This is a genomic window from Delftia sp. (genome assembly GCF_059499305.1).
Genome location: NZ_JCABYI010000022.1, coordinates 114,733 through 135,356, shown reverse-complemented (window position 1 = coordinate 135,356; position 20,624 = coordinate 114,733). Strand labels below are relative to the sequence as shown.

Here is a 20,624-nt window from a genome sequence, read left to right as displayed (position 1 = left end):
ACTCCAAAGTAAACAGCCTACGCATCAGTAGGCTCCTGCCCGGCTCGACGAACCAACGCACGAGACAGCCATGGAGACACACCCCGACGGCGGCCGGCCCGCCCCCTTGCTGCAGGTCGATGGCGTCACGCTCGCCTTTGGCGGCGTGAAGGCGCTGTCGGGCGTGGGCTTCGATGTGCAGCCCGGCTCCATCACGGCCGTGATCGGTCCCAACGGCGCGGGCAAGACGTCGCTGTTCAACACCATCTCGGGCTTTTACCGGCCCACGGGCGGCTCCATCCGCTTCCAGGGCGAGGACATCACGCGCGTGCCGGCGCCGCGCCGCGCGCGGCTGGGCCTGGGGCGCAGCTTCCAGAACATTGCGCTGTTCCGGGGCATGACGGTGCTGGACAACATCAAGCTGGGCCGCCACGCCCACCTGCGCACCAACGTGTTCGATGCCCTGCTCTATCTGGGCCGCGCTCGCCGCGAAGAGGCCGAGCTGCGCCGCGACATCGAGGAGCGCATCATCGATTTCCTGGAGATAGACCACATCCGACATGCGCCCGTGGCCGCCCTGTCCTACGGCCTGCAAAAGCGCGTGGAGATGGCGCGCGCCCTGGCCATGCAGCCGCGCATCCTGATGCTGGACGAGCCCGTGGCCGGCATGAACCGCGAGGAGACCGAGGACATGGCGCGCTTCATCCTGGACGTGCGCGCCGAATGGGGCGTGACCGTGCTCATGGTGGAGCACGACATGGGCATGGTCATGGACCTGTCCGACCATGTGGTGGTGCTCAACTTCGGCCAGGTCATCGCCCAGGGCACGCCCGCCGTGGTGCAGGCCGATCCCGAGGTGAACCGGGCCTACCTGGGCGCCGGTGATGTGGGCGAGCTGCGGCGCCGGCTGCGCGGCGCGTCCGCCCGGCCGGAGCCCGCCACGCCGCAGCCTGCCCTGGCACAGGAAGCCGCATGATGGACTGGGCCTACCTGTTCGAGATCGCCCTCACGGGCCTGGCCGGCGGCGGCCTGTATGCGCTGGCCGCGCTGGCATTCGTGGTGGTCTACAAGGCCACGCGCGTGGTCAACATCGCCATCGGCGAGCTGCTGATGGTGGGCGCCTACCTGTTCTTCACCTTCGCGGCCATGTTCGCGCTGCCGCTGTGGCTGGCCATTCCCGCCGCCGTGCTGGGCACGGGGCTGCTGGGCGCGCTGATCGAGCGCACGATGATCCGGCCGCTGCTGGGCGAGCCGCCGATCTCGGTGTTCATGGTCACCGTGGGCCTGGCCTCCGTGCTGGTGGGCCTGGTGGAGCTGATCTGGACGGCCGACCAGCGCCGCCTGCCCGAGTTCATGCCCACGCAGCCCGTGATGATCGGCGAGGCCTTTCTCGCGCCCAAGGTAGCCTGGGGCGCAGCCGTGGCCGTGGTCTTCATCGCGGCCGTGCTGCTGGTGTTCCGCTACTGGCGCGGCGGCGTGGCCCTGCGTGCGACGGCCAGCGACCAGGCAGCGGCCTATTCGGTGGGCATCAACGTGCCGCGCGTGTTCTCGCTGGCCTGGGTGGTGTCGGCCATGATCGCCGCCATGTCGGGAATCATCGTCGGCTCCATCGGCGGCATCTCGTCGAGCATGGGCGTGTTCGGCCTGTCGGTGCTGGTGGTCGTCATCGTGGGCGGGCTGGACAGCGTGCTGGGCGCCCTGGTCGGCGGCCTGTTCATCGGCCTGGTGGAGGCGCTGGCCGGCGCCTACCTGGGCGGCGAATACAAGCTGCTGGCCACCTTCATCGTGCTGGTCGTGGTGCTGATGCTCAGGCCCTACGGCCTGTTCGGCACACACGAGATCGAGCGGCTCTAGACAGCTTCAGAAAGACGGCAGCATGCGCATAGGCACCCTCAAGGAAAGCTACATCGCCGATGCGGCGCTGTTCGACTCCCGCACGCAACGCATCTGGCTGGCCGTGGCCGGCGCGCTGCTGGTGCTGTTCCCCTTCATGGCCAGCGACTACTGGCTGTACCTGGCCTGCCTGGTCAGCATCAACGTGGCCAGCGCCACGGGGCTGAACATCCTCACGGGCTACACGGGCCTGGTGAGCCTGGGCCAGGCCGCCTTCATGGGCCTGGGCGCCTATACGGTGGCCATCGTGCAGGCGCGCTGGGGCACGCCCGTGCTGTTCAACCTGCTGGCGGGCGGCTTCGTGGCCATGCTGGGCGGCATCGTGGTGGGCCTGCCCTCGCTGCGCGTCAAGGGCCTGTACCTGGCGATTGCCACCATCGCGGCCTCGTTCATCGCGCACTTCCTGTTCGCCAACCTCAGGCTCACGGGCGGCACGGCCGGCCTGACGCTGCAGCCGGCCACGGTGTTCGGCGTGGCGCTGGATACGTCGTTCCGGCTGTACTGGGTGATCGTGCCGGTCACGCTGCTGATGCTGCTGGGCGCGGCCAACCTGTTTCGCACGCGCACAGGCCGCGCCTTCATCGCCATCCGCGACCGCGACATCTCGGCCGAGGTGCTGGGCATACCGCTGCTGCGCTACAAGCTGCTGTCGTTCGGGCTGTCCTCGTTCTACGCGGGCGTGGCGGGCGGGCTGTGGGCGTACTTCTTCCGTGTGGTCACGCCCGAGAGCTTTCCGCTCTTGATGTCCATCTTCTTTCTGGCGGCCATCATCGTCGGCGGCATGGGCTCCATCCTGGGCTCCATCCTGGGCGCGGTCTTCATGACCATGGTGCCGGAGCTGCTCAAGCTCATCGTGGACCTGCTGCCCGGCGGCTCCGAGCTCACCGTCTTCCTGTCGCCCGTGCGCACCATGGTGTTCGGGCTGCTGATCATCGTCTTTCTGGTCTTCGAGCCGCAGGGGCTCGCACAAATGTGGCGGCGCCTGCGCCGCTTCTTCCACCTGTGGCCCTTCCGCAATTGAGGCGGCGCCGCGCACGACAAGCAAAAGGAGACAAGCATGCAGCAACACCCGACTTCCTCGCGCCGCCGCAGCCTGCTGCTGGCGGCCGGCGCCAGCCTGGCCGCGCCGCTGGCCGCCCGCGCCCAGGCTGGCGGCGAAGACATCGTGATCGGCGGCTCCATCCCCATGACGGGCGTGTTCGCCTTCGCGGGCGTGGGCATCAATGCCGGCATGGGCGACTACGTGAAGATCGTCAACGAGGCCGGCGGCATCAAGGGCCGCAAGGTCCGCTACGTGCCCGAGGACACGGGCTACAAGGTCGATGTCTCGGTGGCCGCGTTCAAGAAGATCACCAGCCAGAACAAGGTCAACCTCTACTACGGCGACTCCACGGGCTTTTCCAAGACCATCAACCCGGAGCTGGACCGCAACGGCGCCATCCTCATGGCGGGCGCCTCCTTCGCCACCGAGCTCAACAACCCGGCCAAGTACCCGAACCAGTTCCTCGTGGGGCCCGACTACACGGAGATGTTCGGCATCCTGCTCAAGCACATCGCCAAGGAAAAGCCGGGCGCCAAGGTGGCCTTCGTCTACTCCGACTCCGAATTCGGCCGCGACCCCATCGAGGCCAGCGAAGCGGCCGCCAAGAAGCTGGGCCTGAACATGGTGGCCAAGCTGATGACGCCGCCCGGCAGCGTGGACGTGTCCACCGAAGTCATCAAGCTGCGCCGCGCCGCGCCCGACTACACCATCTTCCACGGCTACATCCTCGCGCCCATTCCCGAGTTCATCCAACAGGGCAAGCAGATGGGCATGACCAGCCGATGGATGGGCACCTTCTGGACCATGGACAGCTCCACCGTCATGAAGATGGGCGAGGCCGGCGACGGCTTCATGGGCGTCATGCCCTACCGCTACTACTACGACACCTCGGCCAAGGCGCCCATGCTGGACAAGATCCGCGCGCTGCGCCCCGAGTACCAGAGCACGGCCTATATCCAGGGCTTTCTGGCGGCCATGCTGTTCGTGGAATCGGCCAGGCGCTGCCTGGACGCGGGCAAGCCGCTCACCGGCCCCAACCTCAAGGCAGCGCTCAACTCCATCAAGGACTTCGACACGGGCGGACTGATCGGCGTGCCCATCACCATCAAGGGCAATTCGATTCCCGTGGGCCGCGTCTACAAGGCGGACATGAAGGCGCAGAAGATGCTGCCTGCGTCCGACTGGATCGCACTTTGACCGTCGTCCGAACAGACGCCCGCACATGACCGAGCAGCCCACGGACAAGGTCCTCGAAATCAACAACATCGAGGTCATCTACAACAAGGTCGTGCAGGCCCTGCGGGGCCTGTCGCTGGCCGTGCCGCGCGGCCAGATCGTGGCGCTGCTGGGCAGCAACGGCGCGGGCAAGAGCACCACGCTCAAGGCCGTCTCCGGACTGCTGGCGCTGGAGGACGGCCTGCTGGCCAGCGGCAGCGTGCGCTACAACGGCCAGTCCACCGCGCAGTACGCGCCCCAGCAGCTGGTGCGCCTGGGGCTGTCGCATGTGATGGAGGGCCGGCGCGTGTTCGAGGACCTCACGGTGGAGGAAAACCTCGTGGCCGCGACCTACGCGCTCACGGGCCGCCATCAAGTCAAGCCCGACTTCGACCTGGTCTACAGCTACTTCCCGCGCCTGCATGAGCGACGCAAAGGCCTGGCCGGCTACCTGTCGGGCGGCGAGCAGCAGATGCTGGCCATTGGCCGCGCGCTGATCGCCGAGCCCCAGCTCATGCTGCTGGACGAGCCCTCGCTGGGCCTGGCGCCCAAGCTGGTGGAGGACATCTTCACCATCATCGCGCGCATCAATGCCGAGCGCGGCACCTCCATGCTGCTGGTCGAGCAGAACGCCACCGTGGCCCTGGCCGTGGCGCACAGCGGCTACATCATGGAGAACGGAAAGATCGTCATCGACGGCCCGGCCGAACGCCTGGCCCAGGATGCCGACGTGCGCGAGTTCTACCTGGGCATGGGTGGTGGCGGCGAGGCAAAAAGTTTTCGCGACCTGAAGCACTACAAGCGCCGCAAGCGCTGGTTGTCATGAAGCACCCCCTGAGTCGCTTCGCGCCTTCCCCCTCTCTCCCGCTTCGCGAGGGAGGGGGACAGCACCCTCGGTGCGGGGCGGCCCTTCCTCGGTGCTCCCGTGTGGGGGCACGCCAGTGTCACAGGCAGCGCGATGGGTCATTGATATGAAGAACCTTCCCGAACTCACCCTGCCCCAGATGCTGGCCGAACGCGCGCGCAGCGATGCCCGGCGCGTGGCCATACGGCAAAAGGACTTCGGCATCTGGAAGCCCACCAGCTGGGCGCGCTACCACGAGCGTGCCAGCCACTTCGGGCTGGGCCTGGCGCAGCTGGGCCTGCCGCCAGGCGGCCACATGGGCGTGATCTCCGAGAACCGCATCGAGTGGGTGCTGGCCCAGATGGGCGCGGGCCTGATCGGCGCCATCACCGTGGGCGTCTACCCCACCAGTCCCACGCCCGAGGTCGCCTACGTGGCCGGACACGCGGACATCGCCATCATGGTGTGCGAGGACCAGGAGCAGACCGACAAGCTGCTGGCCGCCCTGCCCGAGCTGCCGCAGCTGCAGAAAATCATCGTCATGGAGACCAAGGGCCTGCGCAGCCTTGCGCCCGAGCTGCGCGCCCTGATCACCACCTTCGACGAGGTCGAGCGCCTGGGCGCCCAGGCCGCCAGCCGCGCCCCCATCGAACAGGCGCTGGCACGCCAGACGCTGGATGACGTGGGGCTGATGATCTACACCTCGGGCTCCACCGGCAAGCCCAAGGGCGCCATGATCACCTACCGCAACATCCGCGGCGTGGTGCCCGGCATTGCCGAGCGGCTGGGGCTGGATGGCGGCACGCGCCACCTGTCCTACCTGCCGCTGTGCCACGTGGCCGAGCAGATGCTGACCAGCTTCGTGCCGGTCTACCTGGGCTCGCAGGTGCACTTCGGCGAGTCCATCCGCACGGTGCAGGAAGACCTGCGCGAAGTCGCGCCCAACATGTTCCTGGGCGTGCCGCGCATCTGGGAAAAGCTGCATGCGGCCATCAGCATCAAGATGCAGGAGACCGGGCCGCTGCGCCGCACGCTCTACCGGCGTGCCATGGCGGCCTGCGCGCCGCTGGCCGAAAAGCCCCGCAGGCAATGGAGCCTGGCCGAACACCTCACCTGGGCCGCCAGCTACTGGAGCGTGCTGCGCGCACTGCAGAACTTCATCGGCCTGCGCGAGGCGCGCGTGGCACTCACGGGCGCCGCGCCCATACCACCCGACGTGGTGCGTTTTTTCCGCACGCTGGGCGTGCCGCTGATCGAGGTCTACGGCCTGACCGAATCCACGGGCATGGTCACGGGCCACCGGCTGGACGACGTGTCCGTGGGCAGCGTGGGCGTGGCCACCGAAGGCGTGCAATGGCGCATTGCCAGCCTCGGCAGCAGCGCGGGCCACGAGGGTGACGACAGCGGCGAACTGCAGATCAAGGGCGACATGGTCTTCGCGGGCTACTACAAGAACCCCGAGGCCACGGCGCAAAGCATCCAGGACGGCTGGCTGCACACGGGCGACGTGGTGCGCGTGCAGGGCGGCCAGCTGCGCATCGTGGACCGCCTCAAGGACATCATGATCACCGCCGGCGGCAAGAACCTCACGCCCTCGGAGATCGAGAACACCATGAAGGCCAGCCCCTTCATCAAGGAGTGCATCGTCGTCGCCGAGGGCCGCAAGTTCGTGGGCGCGCTGGTGCAGATCGACTACGAGACCGTGGGCCAATGGGCCCAGGCGCGGCGCATTGCCTTCACGCATTTCCGCTCCCTGGCCGAGATGCCCGAGGTGCGCGCGCTCATCGAGGCCGAGATCGCGCAGGGCAATGCGCGCCTGGCCCAGGTCTCGCATGTGCGGCGCTTCCATCTGCTCACCAAGGAGCTGGACCACGACGACGGCGAAGTCACGGCCACGATGAAGGTGCGCCGTTCTTCCATCTACAAGACCTACGCCGCCGAAATCGACGCCCTGTACCACTGAGCCTCCCATGACCGATACGCAAGACACCCCGCTGCGGCTGCAGCGCGAAGGCGCCATCGCCACGCTGACCTTCCACCGCCCCGCCGCCCTCAACGCCATCGACGTGCCCATGGCGCTGGCGCTGCGCGACGCCGTGCGCGCCCTGGCCCAGGACCGTGCGCTGCGCTGCGTGGTGCTGGAAGGCGCGGGCCGCGCCTTCATGGCGGGCGGCGACCTGGACACGCTGGCCGCCGACCCCGTGCGCGGCGCGGCCGAGCTGCTGGCGCCGCTCAACGAGGCCGTGGCGCTGCTGGGCCAGCTCGATGCGCCCGTCATCGCCAAGGTGCATGGCGCGGCGGCAGGCGCAGGCCTGTCGCTGATGCTGCAGGCCGACTTCGTCTACGCGGCCGAGGGCACGCGCTTCAACCTGGCCTACATCAACCTGGGCGCCAGCTGCGACGTGGGCGCCTCCTGGGCGCTGCCGCGCATCGTGGGCCTGCGCAACGCGCTGGAGATCGCCATGCTGGGCGAGACCCTGGACTGCGCCCAAGCGCAGCGCCTGGGCCTGATCAACCGCGTCCTGCCGCCCGCCGAACTCGACGCCGCCGTGCAGCAGCTGGCCCAGCGCCTGGCCGCCGGCCCCACGGTGGCGCTGGGCCATATGCGCCGCCTCATGCGCGCGGGCCTGGACCGCAGCCTGCGCGACCAGCTGGCGGCCGAGGCCTGCGCCTTCGATGCCTGTGCGCGCACGGCCGACCTGCCGCGCGGCATTGCGGCGTTCCACGCCAAGCAGGCGCCGCAATTCGAAGGCCGGTAAGGGCCTGTGAGGATCGGCGGGCAGGGGACCATCCATGCCTGACACCGAGGTGGCTGCGCAAGACTGCGCCCGCCCGGCACAATGCAAGCCACCCCCGTGTTCATCGCTTCGAGGAGCTTCACCATGACCCTACGCGACGTCTTCGTCGTCGGCACTGCGCGCACCGCCATCGGCACCTTCGGCGGCAGCCTCAAGGACGTACCCAACACCCAGCTGGCCACCACGGCCGTCAAGGCGGCCATGGAGCGCGCGGGCCTGGCGCCCGACGCCGTCGGCCACGTGGTCATGGGCAATGTGATCCCCACCGATACCAAGGACGCCTACCTCTCGCGCGTGGCCGCCATCGATGCGGGCTGCCCCATCGAGACGCCGGCCTTCAACGTCAACCGGCTGTGCGGCTCCGGCCTGCAGGCCATCGTCTCTGCCGCCCAGGCCATTGCGCTGGGCGATTGCGACGTGGCCATCGGCGGCGGCAGCGAGTCCATGAGCCGCGGCCCCTACTTCGACCAGGCCGCGCGCTGGGGCGCGCGCATGGGCGACGCCAAGAGCATCGACTACATGCTGGGCATCCTGCACGATCCCTGGCAGAAGATGCACATGGGCATCACGGCCGAGAACGTGGCCGAGCGCTATCACATCAGCCGTGAAATGCAGGATGAACTGGCAGCGGCCAGCCACCAGCGCGCGGCCGCTGCCATCGCGGCCGGCCACTTCAAGGAGCAGATCGTTCCCGTGGAAATCGCCACGCGCAAGGGCGTCGTGGTCTTCGACACCGACGAGCATGTGCGCGCGGCCACCACCATCGAAGTGCTCAGCGCCATGAAGCCGGCCTTCCGCAAGGAAGGCGGCACCGTGACGGCCGGCAATGCCTCGGGCATCAACGACGGTGCCGCCGCCGTGGCACTGGCCGCAGGCGATCGCGTGGCTGCCCTGGGACTGAAGCCGCTGGCGCGCCTGGTCGGCTACGCCCATGCCGGCGTGGACCCCGCCTACATGGGCATAGGCCCCGTGCCGGCCACGCAGAAGGTGCTGCAGCGCACGGGCCTGAAGATTGCAGACATGGACGTCATCGAGGCCAACGAGGCCTTTGCGGCCCAGGCCTGCGCCGTGATCCAGCAACTGGCGCTGGACCCGGCCAAGGTCAATCCCAACGGCTCGGGCATCTCGCTGGGCCACCCGGTCGGCGCCACGGGCGCCATCATCACCACCAAGGCCATCGCCGAACTGCAGCGCACGGGCGGCCGCTATGCGCTGGTGACCATGTGCATAGGCGGCGGCCAGGGCATCGCAGCCATCTTCGAAAGGGTCTGAGCGCCCTGGGGGCGCGGCGATGTTTCACATGAAACATTGCCGGCCCGGGTGCCTTGCTGCTGGCTCAGAACGGCGCTTCTTCAGGCGCCGTGTCCACGGGTGCCGTGGCCGGCCCCGTCAGCGCACCACGGCCCGATGCCGCTGCGCGCGGTGCCGTCGCGGGAGCGTGGGCAGCAGGCGTCTGCAGCGATGCGGGAAGATCCTGGCCCAGGCCCGTGCGCCCTTCCCCGCCCAACGCCTCGATCAGATCGGGGATGAGCCTGGACAGCTCGCCCGTGGCAATCGCCACGTCGGCATCGAAGCCGCCGTCGTCCTGCGACTGGCCTTCCATCACGGCATCGAGCAGCGCGATCTTGCGGATCTGCAGACCCTCGGTCAGCACAAAGCTCACGCGGTCGTCCCAGGTCAGCGCCAGGCGCGTGGGCAGCTTGCCGTGCTCGATGTGCTGGCGCACCTCGTCGATGTCCAGCGGATGGCGCGCATAGCGCACCACGGCCTTGGATTCGTCGGCGGCCTTGAGCTCGCATTCACGGTCAATCGAAAAGCCGGCCGGGCTTTCCTGCGTGGTCAGCCAGTGCGCCATGGCGGCCTGTGCGCTGGTCTGCGTATCGACCAGGGCCAGCGCAAAGCCTGTGAGGCCCTCCACCAGCGAGCTGACCACCTCGTCGGCGCGCGCCTGGCTGCCGGTGTCCAGCACCAGGGTGCGGGCCTGCGGGTCCAGCCACACCCACATGGAGCCCTGCTTGGTGAAGGCCATGGGCAGCAGGTCCAGCTTGGCCTCGTCCTTGAGTTCCTTCTTTTCCTTCTTGCCGGGCTTGCGGCCTTCGGTGGCCTCGATGTGGGCGGCCTTCTCGTTGACGCGGCGGTTGAGCACGCTGGCCGGCAGCATCTTGGCCTCGGTCATGAAGCGCATCACCCACTGATTGGCCACGGACTCGGCCAGCGGGCCATGGGGCTCGCCGCGCGGCGGCACCCAGCCGGCGCTGCGCTCCTGCGTGGCGCCGCACTCGGCAAACGGGCTCTTGCCCAGGGCTTCTTCAAGCTGCTGCAAATCGCCCTGCCAGCTCTCGGCAATGCGATAGACGATCATGTTTTTGAACATAGCGAACCTTTGCTCGGACGGACTGCGGCCGTGCCGCAAGAGGGTGTGCAACACCGGGCTGCGCCGCCTCCATCCAGAGGGAGAAAACTGAAAAAACAGCAGGGGCGCCATGCCTTGGCGCCCCGCCCGGCCATTGTGCATGCCTGGCACCGGACAGCGCTGCACAAGCTTGTCAATTCTTTACAAGCCCTGCGCAAAACCACACGGCCCCGATACATCGGACGACCACACTTCAACCATCCGCTGCACAGGGCCCGCCAAGTGCCTTGACGGCGGCCTTCAGTCACCCTCTCCAGAAAGGATTTTGGAATGACCACCACCTTCCGCCGCACCCTCGCCAGCGCCGCAGTTGCCACCGCCTTGCTGGCCTCGTTCGCCATGCCCTCGTACGCCCAGACCGCCGCGCCGGCAGCACCGGCTGCAGCCACCACGCCCAAGCCCGAACGTCCCATGCACAAGCCCGGCGAGCGCCGCGAGCACATGCAGCAGCGCATCGCCAAGCTCAAGGCCGACCTCAAGCTCACGCCGGCCCAGGAGACCGCATGGAACACCTATGCGGCCACCTTCAAGCCCGGCGAGCGTCCCCAGCGCATGGAGCGCGAGGACTTCGCCAAGCTGACCACGCCCCAGCGCATCGACAAGATGCGTGAAATGCGCGCCCAGCGCGCGGCCGATGCCGATCGCCGCGGCGAAGCCACCAAGGCCTTCTACGCCCAGCTGGACGCCAACCAGCAAAAGACCTTCGATGCCGCCACGCTGCACAAGGGCCACCCCGGCCACCACGGCATGGACCACGGCCCGCGCCATGACCACAAGAGCGGCCAGGCCCGCCCTGCCCCGGCACCCGCCCAGTAAGCAGCCACCTGGCCTGCCCGCCACCAGCGGGCAGCCGGATTGCTTGCGCCAGCCCTTGCACGGACGCCTTGTCGGGCGACCGACAGTGCAAGGGCTTTTTTGCTGACGCCCCGGTCTTCACCAGCCTCCCTAGAGTGTTACAGGCACAGCAACGTGTGCCGCCCCCGGAGAAGATCATGGCCCTCAAAATCATTCAAACGACGCCATCCAGCTACCAGCGCCTCGCCAAGGCACGCATCCATCCGCCAGCACGCCTGGCAGCGACCGTGATGCTGGCCTGCGCAGGCGCTGTCCTGCCGATGGCGACCCAGGCGCAATCCTTGGCGCCGGAATCCACCCCTTCCCTGTACCTGCAATATGGCGCGGCCGAGCGCAGCGCCGACAGCTGGACCCTGGGCGTTACCGTGCCCTGGCGCAACTGGCGCCATGCGCTGTGGGGCGGCCAGCTCAGCGGCTATTGGGATATCTGGGGCGCGCGATGGTCCGCCCCCCTGGAAGGCAGCCACCGCAGCACCTGGGTGGTGGGCATCAATCCCACGCTGCGCTGGCGTGGCAGCAACGGACAGTCGCCCTGGTTTGCAGAAACCGGCGTGGGTCTGAGCTGGGCACTGAACCGGCGCTACGTCACGGACGAGAAGGAATTCCCGACCCGCTACAACTTCGCCACCCATATCGGCGTGGGCTACCTGTTTGGCAACCAAGGCCAGCATGAACTGGTGCTGAGGCTGGAGCACCATTCCAACGCTGGCATCAAGAAGCCCAACCCCGGCGAAAACTTCCTGCAGCTGCGCTACGCCCACCATTTCTGACCATCGCTGCAGCCCAGCCCCGACCACCCGCGAGGTGGTCTTTTTTTTGCCCGCTGCAGGCCTGTGGAAAAACCTGGGTATAAAAACCTTGTAAATCCATGCTTATCCACACGATGGATGCATCGCGGAAAGTTGTTCCCAAAACGGGTGCAGCTGCAAGGCAGCATCCACCACAGGGTTTGCATACTCATAACTTATTGATTTTCCATGTGAAAAATCAGTTATCAACAATTAAGCGCTTCACTTACTACTACTACTAATTAAAAAATAGAAGAAATAGGAATAACAGCCGAGCTCGGTTTTTCACAGCACGAACGCCGATCTGGATAAAAAAAGCAGCCCTCTTGCCCAGGAAAAGCTGCTTGTCAACAGATCACAGCATGGTCAGACCCTGTGTTCATCCATGCATCACAGGTCTGCCTTCTGAATGGTAAACGCTTAAATTTCTTTTAAATCAATAACTTACAAGAAAACATCACAAAAAAAGCCTGTCATGCAAAACTGTGGATAGAAGATGATCAACTTTCAAGTTATCCACAGAAAAATCCGTGACATGCAATCTATCCCCGTTGGCAAGACACCGGGAACAGGGCGTTGACCACATGTTTTTCAGTACGCTAGATCCTTGTTTTTTTTAAGGTAATGGCAGTTATCCACAGAGATATCATGCCTCTACTACTACGACTATTCTTTATAAGAAGATCAAAGAACAACCAAAGGCGAAGTCACGCCGGGAAGCCAAGGCAACCAGGTTTGCCAAAAAAACAGACGCGTGAGCTCGGCTGGAGCCAGGCATGTGCAAAGAAGGACTGCGCTCCAGCGAAATTGGCGCGCCTGTCTGCAAAAAATCCGCAAGACTCCTGGGCGATGGCCTTGCTCATGAAGACAAGACTTCACCCGTCACCCGGTTGGCATGCAGGTGAACGACGGCCTTTTTCACGCCAGGCTGTGAACAACCAGGGAAAACTTCGAGGAAACGGCGTCTCTCGCACGGGCACATGCGGACACGCCAGAGGCCGCCGTTGTTCATTCAAAAAAATTCAATCCTTGATCTGGGCCCTGCAAGCGGCCTGTGCATCCGAATCAGGAGCAGCTGATCCAGCACTGGCAAGGGCAATCACGAAAAGTGATGGCTGCAGCACTGCAGGGAGAAAGGATGGGAATCAGGCCGTCTCTCCAACGGCCCGCAGACAGCGCAAACACCAGGCAGATGCCAGGACCCCTGCAGGGGCGCCAAAGCGCTTCCTGGGGCCGCCTGATGGCCTGTGGGCCGTGATCTACGGGGGTGGTCGGCAGGTGTGGCCTGCGAGGTCGCGCAGGTCCTTTGAACCTGTTGCCGGGCGCCGCATGCATGAACGGATCCCGTGGAGTAAAGTTGCCCACAGGCTGTGTGCAAATGGCCTGTGGGCAATCGGGAGGATGGTTTTCAGGAAAATTGCCTGAAATCAAGGGCTTGTGTGGATGGGGGAAGGTGGAGGAAACGGAGAGGGGCTGGTTTCCCCGTTCTTTCCACAGCTTTCGTCTCAGCGTGCCGGGCGGCGCTGCAGGGCAAAGGGCGGCAGGCCCTTGAGCAGCTGCTGGCCATAGCTGGTGTTCACCAGGCGCCGGTCATAGCAGTAGACATGGGCCTGGTCTTCCTCGGTGCGGATGGCGCGGCCCACCCACTGGGCCAGCCGTATCGCCGTGGCCGGCACCACGAGTTCGTTGAAGGGGTTGCGGCCGCTGCTGCGCAGCCATTCGGCGCGGGCCTCGCCCACGGGGTCGTCGGGCGGGGCAAAGGGCAGCTTGGTGATGAACAGGGACTCGCACAGTGCGCCGGGCAGGTCCAGTCCCTCCCCGAAGGACTGCATGCCGAAGATGATGGAGGGCTCGCCCATCTCCACGGCATCGCGGTGGCGTGCCAGCAGCAGGGCGCGGGGCATGGCCGTCTGCACCAGCACCTGCGAGCGCATGGCCGTGGACAGCGCATCCACCGCCAGGCGCATCTGCTCGCGCGAGGTGAACAGCACCAAGGCGCCGGCCTGCACACGGGACAGGTCGCCCAGCAGGGCGTCCACCATCTCCTGGGTGAAGCGGGCGGCCTCCTTGGGATCGGCCACGGTTTCGCGCGCCACCAGGGTGCCCTGGCGCGCGTAGTCGAAGGGGCTGGGCACTTCCAGCGTGGTCACGGCCGCATCGTCGTGCAGGCCGGCCTCGCGCAGGAAGAAGTCGAATTGTCCACAGCTGGTCAAGGTGGCCGACGTGAGCACCGCGCCGCGCACCTGGGACCACAGGTGATGGCGCAGCGTGGCGCCGGGCAGGATGGGGCTGGCATGGGCCTTGACCACGATGTACTCGCCATCTGTCTCCAACGTGAACCATTTGGCATTGGGTACGCGGCTACTGTCGTCATCCTGCGCCGGCTGCTGCATCAGCAACTGGGCCGTGTCATAGACGGATTCCAGGCGGGGTGCCAGTGCGCCAACCTGTGCATAAGCTGTAGACAGCCTGCGTGCTTCCTCTGGATTGTCCTTGATGGCGGCGCGCAGCGCCTTGGAGATGGCGCGCAGCGCGTCCAGAAAGCTGTTGGCATGGTGGGCCGCCCTGCCCAGTGGCTCCAGCAGGGGCTCGGGCAGCATGCCGCGCGGCACGCGCACCCGGGCCGGCCCCCAGCTGTCCTTTTGTGACTTGAGCGTATCGCCGTACAGCTCCATCACCAGGCGCGCCAGTTCCTGCAGCTGCTGGCGCAGCTGGCTTGCATGGCTGGGCAGGTCGGCCAGTTCCTCCACTTCGACCAGGGTATTCACGCGCAGGGCGCGGCTGGTCAGCTTGTCTATCCAGCCCAGGCGGCTCAGGTCCATCTCGCCGGCGAACTGGCCCAGCGCCGTGGCGGGCAGATGGTGGGCTTCGTCCAGCACCAGAAGGCAGTTGTCCAGCTCGGGCAGCAGCCGCGCGCCCAGGGAGGACAACAGCAGATCGTGGTTGGCCACGATGACCTGGGCGGCCACCAGGTCCTTGCGGCGCTCGTAGTAGACGCAGTTGCTGAAGGCCGGGCAGTGCTTGCCCGTGCAGGACGAGGATTCGGCCGCCACGGGGCTCCAGGCCTCGGCCTCGGGCGGGGTTTCCAGCGAGTCGCGGTCGCCGTCCCAGGCCTGGCTGGCCAGCGCGTTGGCCATGCTTTTGTAGAACTGCATGCGCGCCTCCAGCTCCAGGGCCGGGCGTGCCACGCGGCTTTGGGCCTGGGCCTTTTCCTCGGCGAACAGATCGTCCAGATCCTCGTCCTGGGCCTCGCCGGTGCTGGCCAGCCGCTCCAGCTTCAGTTTGCAGACAAAGCGGCCCCGGCCCTTGGCCAGCGCGAATTTGAAGGGCTGCTCCAGCTGCTGGGCCAGCGCGGGCAGATCCTTGTTCACCAGCTGTTCCTGCAGCGCCACGGTGGCCGTGGAAATCAGCACCCGGGTGCCGCGCGCCAGCGCCATCGAAATGGCGGGAATGCTGTACGCCAGCGATTTGCCCACCCCCGTTCCGGCCTGCACCACGGCAATGGACCGGGTGGGCTCCGGCGCGCCCTCATCGATTTTTCCCAGCTGGGCCTGGCTCAAGGTCTGCGCGACCTGGGCCGCCATTTTTCGCTGCCCCTCACGATTTCGGAACCCCGGGATGGCTCCGACCACGTCATCGAAGGATTTCAGGGCTTGGTCAGCCCATTTTTTTTCATGCATTTCGGCGTATTTCGAACAGATGGATCACTTTGGTCCGTCTGTTTATAAGGATTCGTACAGTGATATGTATTAAATAAGATGCGAAATCTTATGGAATACAGCGCACAAAGCGCGTTTTTCGTATGCCGTACAGCCTACAAGCTGCACGTCATATGGATCACTGCACCCGCCAATCGCATGTGCGTACAGGTGGGTATCGGTGGCCGGGATGGACATATCTGTCCACCGGCTGTTCCCGGATTGTTCCCATGGCCGTTGATGGCTGTGCGCGTGGCTGCATCCACAGTCTTGCCCACAGCTGCCAGGGTGTGCGGCCTGTGGTCAATCTTGTGTGCATGCTGTTGGCATGCCTGTGGATTGATGGAGTAATTGTCGCGATTCATCGTTGATTTGCAACGAATTTTTCGAGGATTCAGGTTTGCTGCAATTTGCAGAAGGTGATGGAAGTTGTCACCACTGTGGAAAACAGGGCCTGTGCAGATCTCTGGCTTTGCAGGGCGCATTTTTCCCCGGGATATCCACAGGTCTGCCGCCGCTGCGGCCTGGCCTGGGTCCCACGCCAGGCGGCAGGTCCGGGACCGCGCAGGCTGTGCGCCGCGGACCGCGCCGGATCTCGCAAAAGTCCGGCAAAGGCACAGACCATCCCCGCCGGGGACAGGTCCCGGGGGCGAGCCCAGGGCATGCGAGTGCCTTACCAAACGGTAATGAAGGCTTCACGCACGCCGGAAGATGCGTTTTCTAGCATCTGTTTCATCTCAGGAGACAAGGGTCGGCTCGCTGCAGTCCCTGCGCTCCAGGCATGGATTGAAGGGGCAAGAATGATCAAGACACTTGCGGGCCTGCCCACGGCAGCCCGGTTTCCGGCGGCCTCGGCATGCGCCGTCATCGCCGTGGCCTGCCTTGTGGCGGGCTGCGATGCATCCAAGGCATCGGCACAGAACGAGCCTGCCGCGCAGGCACCCGCGCCCGCCGGCGTGGTGCGGGTCAAGCCCGAGTCGCTGAAGATGCTGGACATCGCCGCGGTGGCCGATCCGCAGGGCACGCAGATGGCCTGGGCGCCGGCGCGCGTGACCTTTGCCGAGGACCGCGTGGCCACCGTCTCGGTGCCGCTGGCCGCGCGCGTGGTGTCCGTGCGTGCCCACGTGGGCGACATCGTCAAGGCCGGCGACGAGCTGGCCACCCTGGTCAGCCCCGAGGCGCTGCGCGTGCGCTACGAGGTGGAAGCTGCCCGCAGCGCGCATGACGTGGCCACCGTGGAAGTGCGGCGCCAGCAGACCATGGTGGACAAGGGCGTGGGCGTGGAGGTGGATCTGCGCGCGGCCCAGGCCAAGCTGCGCGAGTCGGCCCAGGAGCTGGCGCGTGCCCAGGGCACGTCGGCGCTGCTGGGGCAAGGCGGCGGCGACCGGCTGGTGCTGCGTGCGCCGCGCGCCGGCGTGGTGGCCGAGCGCAAGGCCGTGGTCGGCGCCTCGGTCGAGCCCAGCGGCGAGCTGTTCCTGATCGGCGATCCCGCCGCCATGAACGTGGTGGCCGATGTCTTCGAAAGCGATCTGCCCGGCATCCGCCTGGGCAGTGCCGTGCAGGTCGATGTGCCGCAGCTGCCCAAGCCCCTGACCGGCACGGTGCGCCACCTGGGCGCCACGCTGGACAAGGAATCGCGCCGCGCCTCCGTCATCGTGCAGCTCGATGCGCAAAACCCCGTGCTGCGTTCCGGCATGCAGGCGCGCGTGGGCCTGCAGGTCTCCAACGAGCACGAGATGCTGATCCCCGTGACGGCCGTGCTCATCAAGGATGAAAGCCGCAGCATCGTCTTCGTGCAGACCGGCGAGCTGCAGTTCGAGGCCCGCACCGTGGTGCTGGGCCGGCCCTCGCGCGGCATGGTGCCCGTGGTGTCGGGCCTGAAGTCGGGTGAAAAGATCGTCGTGCGCGGTGGCCTGCTGCTCGACGGCGCAGCCAGCCAGCTGCTCTGATCGCGGCAAGGAGTCCCATCAATGCTGCGTTCCCTGATAGCGTTTGTGGTGCACCGGCGGCTCGTCGCCCTGTGCGCCACCCTGATCATCGCCATCTATGGCGTGTATTCGTACCTGCACACGGCCATCGAGGCCTATCCCGATGTGACCAATGTGCAGGTGGGCGTGATTGCCCAGGCGCCGGGCCTGGCCCCCGAAGAGGTGGAGCGCCAGATCACCCAGCCGCTGGAGCGCGAGCTCAACGGCACGCCGGGCCTGGTGTCGCTGCGCTCGGAGAGCTACTTCGGCCTGGCCATGATCAACCTCGTCTTCAATGACGAGGCCGACAGCTTCCATGCGCGCGCCGAGGTGTCGCAGCGCCTGCCCCAGGCCAATCTGCCCGACGGCGTCACGCCCGAGATGGCGCCCGACTACACGCCGCTGGGCAAGATCTTCTACTACCGCCTGAAGAGCGACCGCCACACGCTGGCGCAGCTGCGCACCGAGCAGGAATGGCGCGTGGTGCGCGTGCTCAAGCAGGTGCAGGGCGTGGCGGACGTGGTCAGCATCGGCGGCTTCGTCAAGGAGTACCACGTCGAGGTCGATCCCGAGAAGCTGTATGCGCTGGGCCTGTCGCTGGAAGACGTGAGCGATGCCCTGTCCAAGTCCAACCGCAACGTGGGCGGCGGCCTGATGCGCCGCGGCGAGCAGTCGCTGATCATCCGCGGCATCGGCCTGCTGCGCACGCCGCAGGAGATCCAGGGCGTGGTCGTGGCCATGCGCGGCAGCGCGCCCGTGACCATTGGCGACGTGGCGCGCGTGGTGCAGTCGCACACGCCGCGCCAGGGTTCGGTGGGCATGGACGATGCCGACGACGTGGTCCAGGGCATCGTGCTGCTCAAGCGCGGCGAGAACCCCTCGGTGGTGCTGGACCAGATCCATGCCAAGGTGGCCGCGCTCAATGACGGCGGCCTGCCCGAGGGCATGCACATGGAGACCAACTACGACCGCTCCGACCTGGTCGGCCACACGCTGGGCACGGTGCAGCACAACCTGCTGTTCGGCGCCACGCTGATCGTGGGCGTGCTGTGGCTGTTCCTGCGCAGCCTGCGCGGCTCGCTGATCGTGGCCACGGTGATCCCGCTGTCGCTGCTGGTGGCCTTCATCGGCCTGCACCTGCTGGGCATGCCGGCCAACCTGATCTCCATGGGCGCCATCGACTTCGGCATCATGGTGGACGGCGCCGTGGTGCTGGCCGAGAACATCATCCGCAACGCCCGCCTGCGCAAGCCGCAGACGCAGGCGGACATGCGCCACATCATCATCGACTCGGCCGTGGCCGTGGCCAAGCCCACGCTGTTCGCCATGGCCATCGTGATCGCGGCGCTGATCCCCGTGTTCTCGCTGGAAAGCATCGAGGGCCGCATCTTCCGTCCGCTGGCCATGACCTACAGCTTCGCGCTGCTGGGTGCCCTGGTCTTCGCCATGGGCCTGGTGCCGGCGCTGTGCGCGCTGTTCCTCAAGCCCCAGCACGTGATGGTGGAAGAGCCCAAGATCTTCGACCGCGCCCACCACGGCTACCAGCACTGGATTGGCAGCCTGCTGGGCGCCGGGCGGCGCCGTGCCGTGGTGGTGGTCGCCTCGCTGGCCATCCTGGTGGCGGCCGGCCTGTCGGCCGCCTGGCTGGGCACGGAATTCCTGCCCGAGCTCGATGAAGGCGACGCCTACGTGCTGGTGCAGATGCCGGCATCGATCTCGCTGGAAAAGGGCCAGGAAGTGCTGCGCGACGTGCGCCTGCGCCTGAAGACCTTCCCCGAGGTCATCACCGTCACCACCGAGCAGGGCCGTCCCGAGTCCGGCACCGACAACGAGACGCTGAACCTGGCCAAGGTGCTGGTGCGCCTGAAGGGCCACGGCGAATGGCGCAAGGGCCTGACCAAGCCCCAGCTCATCGAGCAGATGCGCGCCACGCTCAGCGAGATTCCGGGCGTGTCGTTCAACTTCGCCCAGCCCATCCGCGACAGCGTGGAGGAATCGACGTCCGGCGCGCGCGGCCAGGTGGTGCTCAAGGTCTTCGGCCCCGACATTCCGCAGCTGCGCTCCATCCTGCAGCAGACCGTGGACCTGGTGAAGGACATCGACGGCGTGGTCGACCTGGGCCTGTACCGCGACGCGCCTGCGCCCCAGGTGCACGTGGAGTTCGACCGCCAGGCGCTGGCGCGCCAGGGCATTGCCATGGAGACCGCGCAAAAGACGCTGGAGGCGGCGCTGGCCGGCAACATCTCCACCACGCTGTGGGAAGGCGAGTACCCCGTGCCCGTGCGCGTGCGCCTGCCCTATGTGGACCGCATGGACGAGGAACGCATCCGCAACATCGCCATCCCCCTGCCCAATGGCGCTGCGGGCGGCTCGGTGCCGCTGCACTCCGTGGGCCAGGTGGCCATCAAGATCGGCAACTCCTCCATCTTCCGCGAAGGCAATGCGCGCTACATGGCGCTCAAGTTCAACGTGGAAGGCCGCGACATCGGCTCCGTGGTCAAGGACACGCTGGCCACGTTCAAGAAGAACGTGAAGATCCCCGAGGGCTACCAGGCCGTCTGGGGTGGCGAGTGGGAGAACCAGCAGCGCGCGGCCGCGCGCCTGAAGATCGTGGTGCCGCTGTCGCTGATCATCGTCTACGCCCTGCTGTTCGGCGCGCTGGGCCAGGCGCGCAGCGCCGGCATCATCTTGCTGTGCGCGCCCTTCACCATGGTGGGCGGCATCGCGGCCCTGCACTTGGCGGGCATCGAGCTGTCCATCAGCGCGGCCATCGGCTTCATTGCCTTGCTGGGGCAGGTGGCGCTGGCCGGGCTGCTGGTGATCTCGGCCGTGGAGGAGCTGCGACGGCAAGGCATGCCCATGATGCAGGCCCTGGTCGAGGGCGCTGCCGAGCGCATGCGCTCCATCGTGCTCGTGGCGCTGCTGGCGCTGCTGGGCCTGCTGCCCATGGCGCTGTCCACGGGCGTGGGCAGCGAGACGCAAAAGCCCTTCGCCTCCGTGATCGTGGGCGGCATGGTGGTGCTGCCCCTGGTGGCCCTGGTGCTGCTGCCCGTGCTCTATGCGCTGTTGGGCCCCAAGAACATGTTGACGCAGGAAGAACTCGATGAAAAAGAGTGATAGCCCCCTGAGCGG

General features: G+C 66.5%; 14 protein-coding genes. 12 read left to right on the top strand and 2 right to left on the bottom strand.

The window, feature by feature from the left end; genetic code table 11:
- Positions 1-70 precede the first annotated feature (70 nt).
- The 8 genes from AC5I49_RS13190 (at position 71) to AC5I49_RS13155 (ending at position 9,043) form a co-directional block, all read left to right on the top strand.
- Positions 71-955, top strand: coding sequence for an ABC transporter ATP-binding protein (locus tag AC5I49_RS13190; protein WP_016452291.1), 885 nt, complete (start codon positions 71-73; stop codon positions 953-955).
- The gene (locus tag AC5I49_RS13185) at positions 952-1,833 is read left to right on the top strand and encodes a branched-chain amino acid ABC transporter permease (protein WP_046988531.1); all 882 of its coding nucleotides are present in this window, start codon (positions 952-954) and stop codon (positions 1,831-1,833) included. Before AC5I49_RS13190 ends, AC5I49_RS13185 begins: the two co-directional genes overlap by 4 nt.
- Positions 1,834-1,855: 22 nt before the next feature.
- Positions 1,856-2,893, top strand: coding sequence for a branched-chain amino acid ABC transporter permease (locus AC5I49_RS13180; RefSeq protein WP_046239407.1), 1,038 nt, complete (start codon positions 1,856-1,858; stop codon positions 2,891-2,893).
- A gap of 36 nt (positions 2,894-2,929) precedes the next feature.
- The gene (locus AC5I49_RS13175; protein WP_016447278.1) at positions 2,930-4,111 is read left to right on the top strand and encodes an ABC transporter substrate-binding protein; all 1,182 of its coding nucleotides are present in this window, start codon (positions 2,930-2,932) and stop codon (positions 4,109-4,111) included.
- 25 nt (positions 4,112-4,136) lie between these two features.
- The gene (locus AC5I49_RS13170) at positions 4,137-4,955 is read left to right on the top strand and encodes an ABC transporter ATP-binding protein (protein WP_016447277.1); all 819 of its coding nucleotides are present in this window, start codon (positions 4,137-4,139) and stop codon (positions 4,953-4,955) included.
- Between the two features lie 145 nt (positions 4,956-5,100).
- Positions 5,101-6,936: an AMP-dependent synthetase/ligase gene (locus AC5I49_RS13165; protein ID WP_212645605.1), complete on the top strand. Its 1,836-nt coding sequence runs from the start codon at positions 5,101-5,103 to the stop codon at positions 6,934-6,936.
- A 7-nt stretch (positions 6,937-6,943) separates the two neighbouring features.
- Positions 6,944-7,732 carry an enoyl-CoA hydratase/isomerase family protein gene (locus AC5I49_RS13160; protein WP_495789483.1) on the top strand — a complete coding sequence of 263 codons (789 nt, stop codon included), beginning with the start codon at positions 6,944-6,946 and terminating at the stop codon, positions 7,730-7,732.
- A 123-nt stretch (positions 7,733-7,855) separates the two neighbouring features.
- Complete coding sequence (locus AC5I49_RS13155) at positions 7,856-9,043, top strand: acetyl-CoA C-acyltransferase family protein (RefSeq protein ID WP_061287549.1); 1,188 nt, start codon at positions 7,856-7,858, stop codon at positions 9,041-9,043.
- Between the two features lie 64 nt (positions 9,044-9,107).
- Here the strand turns inward: AC5I49_RS13155 and AC5I49_RS13150 are convergent, their stop codons facing one another.
- On the bottom strand, positions 9,108-10,145 hold the full coding sequence (locus tag AC5I49_RS13150; RefSeq protein ID WP_016447273.1) for a recombination-associated protein RdgC: 1,038 nt from the start codon (positions 10,143-10,145) through the stop codon (positions 9,108-9,110).
- A 309-nt stretch (positions 10,146-10,454) separates the two neighbouring features.
- Between AC5I49_RS13150 and AC5I49_RS13145 the strand changes: the two genes are divergently transcribed.
- Together AC5I49_RS13145 and AC5I49_RS13140 are read left to right on the top strand one after the other, a co-directional pair.
- A complete protein-coding gene (locus AC5I49_RS13145; protein ID WP_495789482.1) occupies positions 10,455-11,000 on the top strand; it encodes a Spy/CpxP family protein refolding chaperone in 546 nt (181 codons plus the stop codon).
- Between the two features lie 176 nt (positions 11,001-11,176).
- Entirely contained in the window at positions 11,177-11,809 is a 633-nt protein-coding gene (locus tag AC5I49_RS13140) for an acyloxyacyl hydrolase (protein ID WP_046984862.1), read from the top strand.
- 1,523 nt (positions 11,810-13,332) lie between these two features.
- Here AC5I49_RS13140 and dinG read toward each other — a convergent pair.
- Positions 13,333-15,507 carry an ATP-dependent DNA helicase DinG gene (gene dinG / locus AC5I49_RS13135; protein WP_154832960.1) on the bottom strand — a complete coding sequence of 725 codons (2,175 nt, stop codon included), beginning with the start codon at positions 15,505-15,507 and terminating at the stop codon, positions 13,333-13,335.
- A gap of 818 nt (positions 15,508-16,325) precedes the next feature.
- Here dinG and AC5I49_RS13130 point away from each other — a divergent pair.
- On the top strand, positions 16,326-17,474 hold the full coding sequence (locus tag AC5I49_RS13130; protein WP_016454185.1) for an efflux RND transporter periplasmic adaptor subunit: 1,149 nt from the start codon (positions 16,326-16,328) through the stop codon (positions 17,472-17,474).
- A 21-nt stretch (positions 17,475-17,495) separates the two neighbouring features.
- Positions 17,496-20,609, top strand: coding sequence for an efflux RND transporter permease subunit (locus tag AC5I49_RS13125; RefSeq protein ID WP_310040236.1), 3,114 nt, complete (start codon positions 17,496-17,498; stop codon positions 20,607-20,609).
- The last annotated feature ends 15 nt before the right edge of the window (positions 20,610-20,624 follow it).

What these genes read in the sequence shown, in the direction of transcription:
- AC5I49_RS13190 (WP_016452291.1), top strand. Translation starts at nt 71, where the DNA reads ATGGAGACACACCCCGACGGCGGCCGGCCCGCCCCCTTGCTGCAGGTC.
- AC5I49_RS13180 (WP_046239407.1), top strand. Translation starts at nt 1,856, where the DNA reads ATGCGCATAGGCACCCTCAAGGAAAGCTACATCGCCGATGCGGCGCTG.
- AC5I49_RS13160 (WP_495789483.1), top strand. Translation starts at nt 6,944, where the DNA reads ATGACCGATACGCAAGACACCCCGCTGCGGCTGCAGCGCGAAGGCGCC.
- dinG (WP_154832960.1), bottom strand. Translation starts at nt 15,507, where the DNA reads ATGCATGAAAAAAAATGGGCTGACCAAGCCCTGAAATCCTTCGATGAC.
- AC5I49_RS13130 (WP_016454185.1), top strand. Translation starts at nt 16,326, where the DNA reads ATGATCAAGACACTTGCGGGCCTGCCCACGGCAGCCCGGTTTCCGGCG.
- AC5I49_RS13165 (WP_212645605.1), top strand. Translation starts at nt 5,101, where the DNA reads ATGAAGAACCTTCCCGAACTCACCCTGCCCCAGATGCTGGCCGAACGC.
- AC5I49_RS13155 (WP_061287549.1), top strand. Translation starts at nt 7,856, where the DNA reads ATGACCCTACGCGACGTCTTCGTCGTCGGCACTGCGCGCACCGCCATC.
- AC5I49_RS13145 (WP_495789482.1), top strand. Translation starts at nt 10,455, where the DNA reads ATGACCACCACCTTCCGCCGCACCCTCGCCAGCGCCGCAGTTGCCACC.
- AC5I49_RS13175 (WP_016447278.1), top strand. Translation starts at nt 2,930, where the DNA reads ATGCAGCAACACCCGACTTCCTCGCGCCGCCGCAGCCTGCTGCTGGCG.
- AC5I49_RS13170 (WP_016447277.1), top strand. Translation starts at nt 4,137, where the DNA reads ATGACCGAGCAGCCCACGGACAAGGTCCTCGAAATCAACAACATCGAG.
- AC5I49_RS13140 (WP_046984862.1), top strand. Translation starts at nt 11,177, where the DNA reads ATGGCCCTCAAAATCATTCAAACGACGCCATCCAGCTACCAGCGCCTC.
- AC5I49_RS13125 (WP_310040236.1), top strand. Translation starts at nt 17,496, where the DNA reads ATGCTGCGTTCCCTGATAGCGTTTGTGGTGCACCGGCGGCTCGTCGCC.
- AC5I49_RS13150 (WP_016447273.1), bottom strand. Translation starts at nt 10,145, where the DNA reads ATGTTCAAAAACATGATCGTCTATCGCATTGCCGAGAGCTGGCAGGGC.
- AC5I49_RS13185 (WP_046988531.1), top strand. Translation starts at nt 952, where the DNA reads ATGATGGACTGGGCCTACCTGTTCGAGATCGCCCTCACGGGCCTGGCC.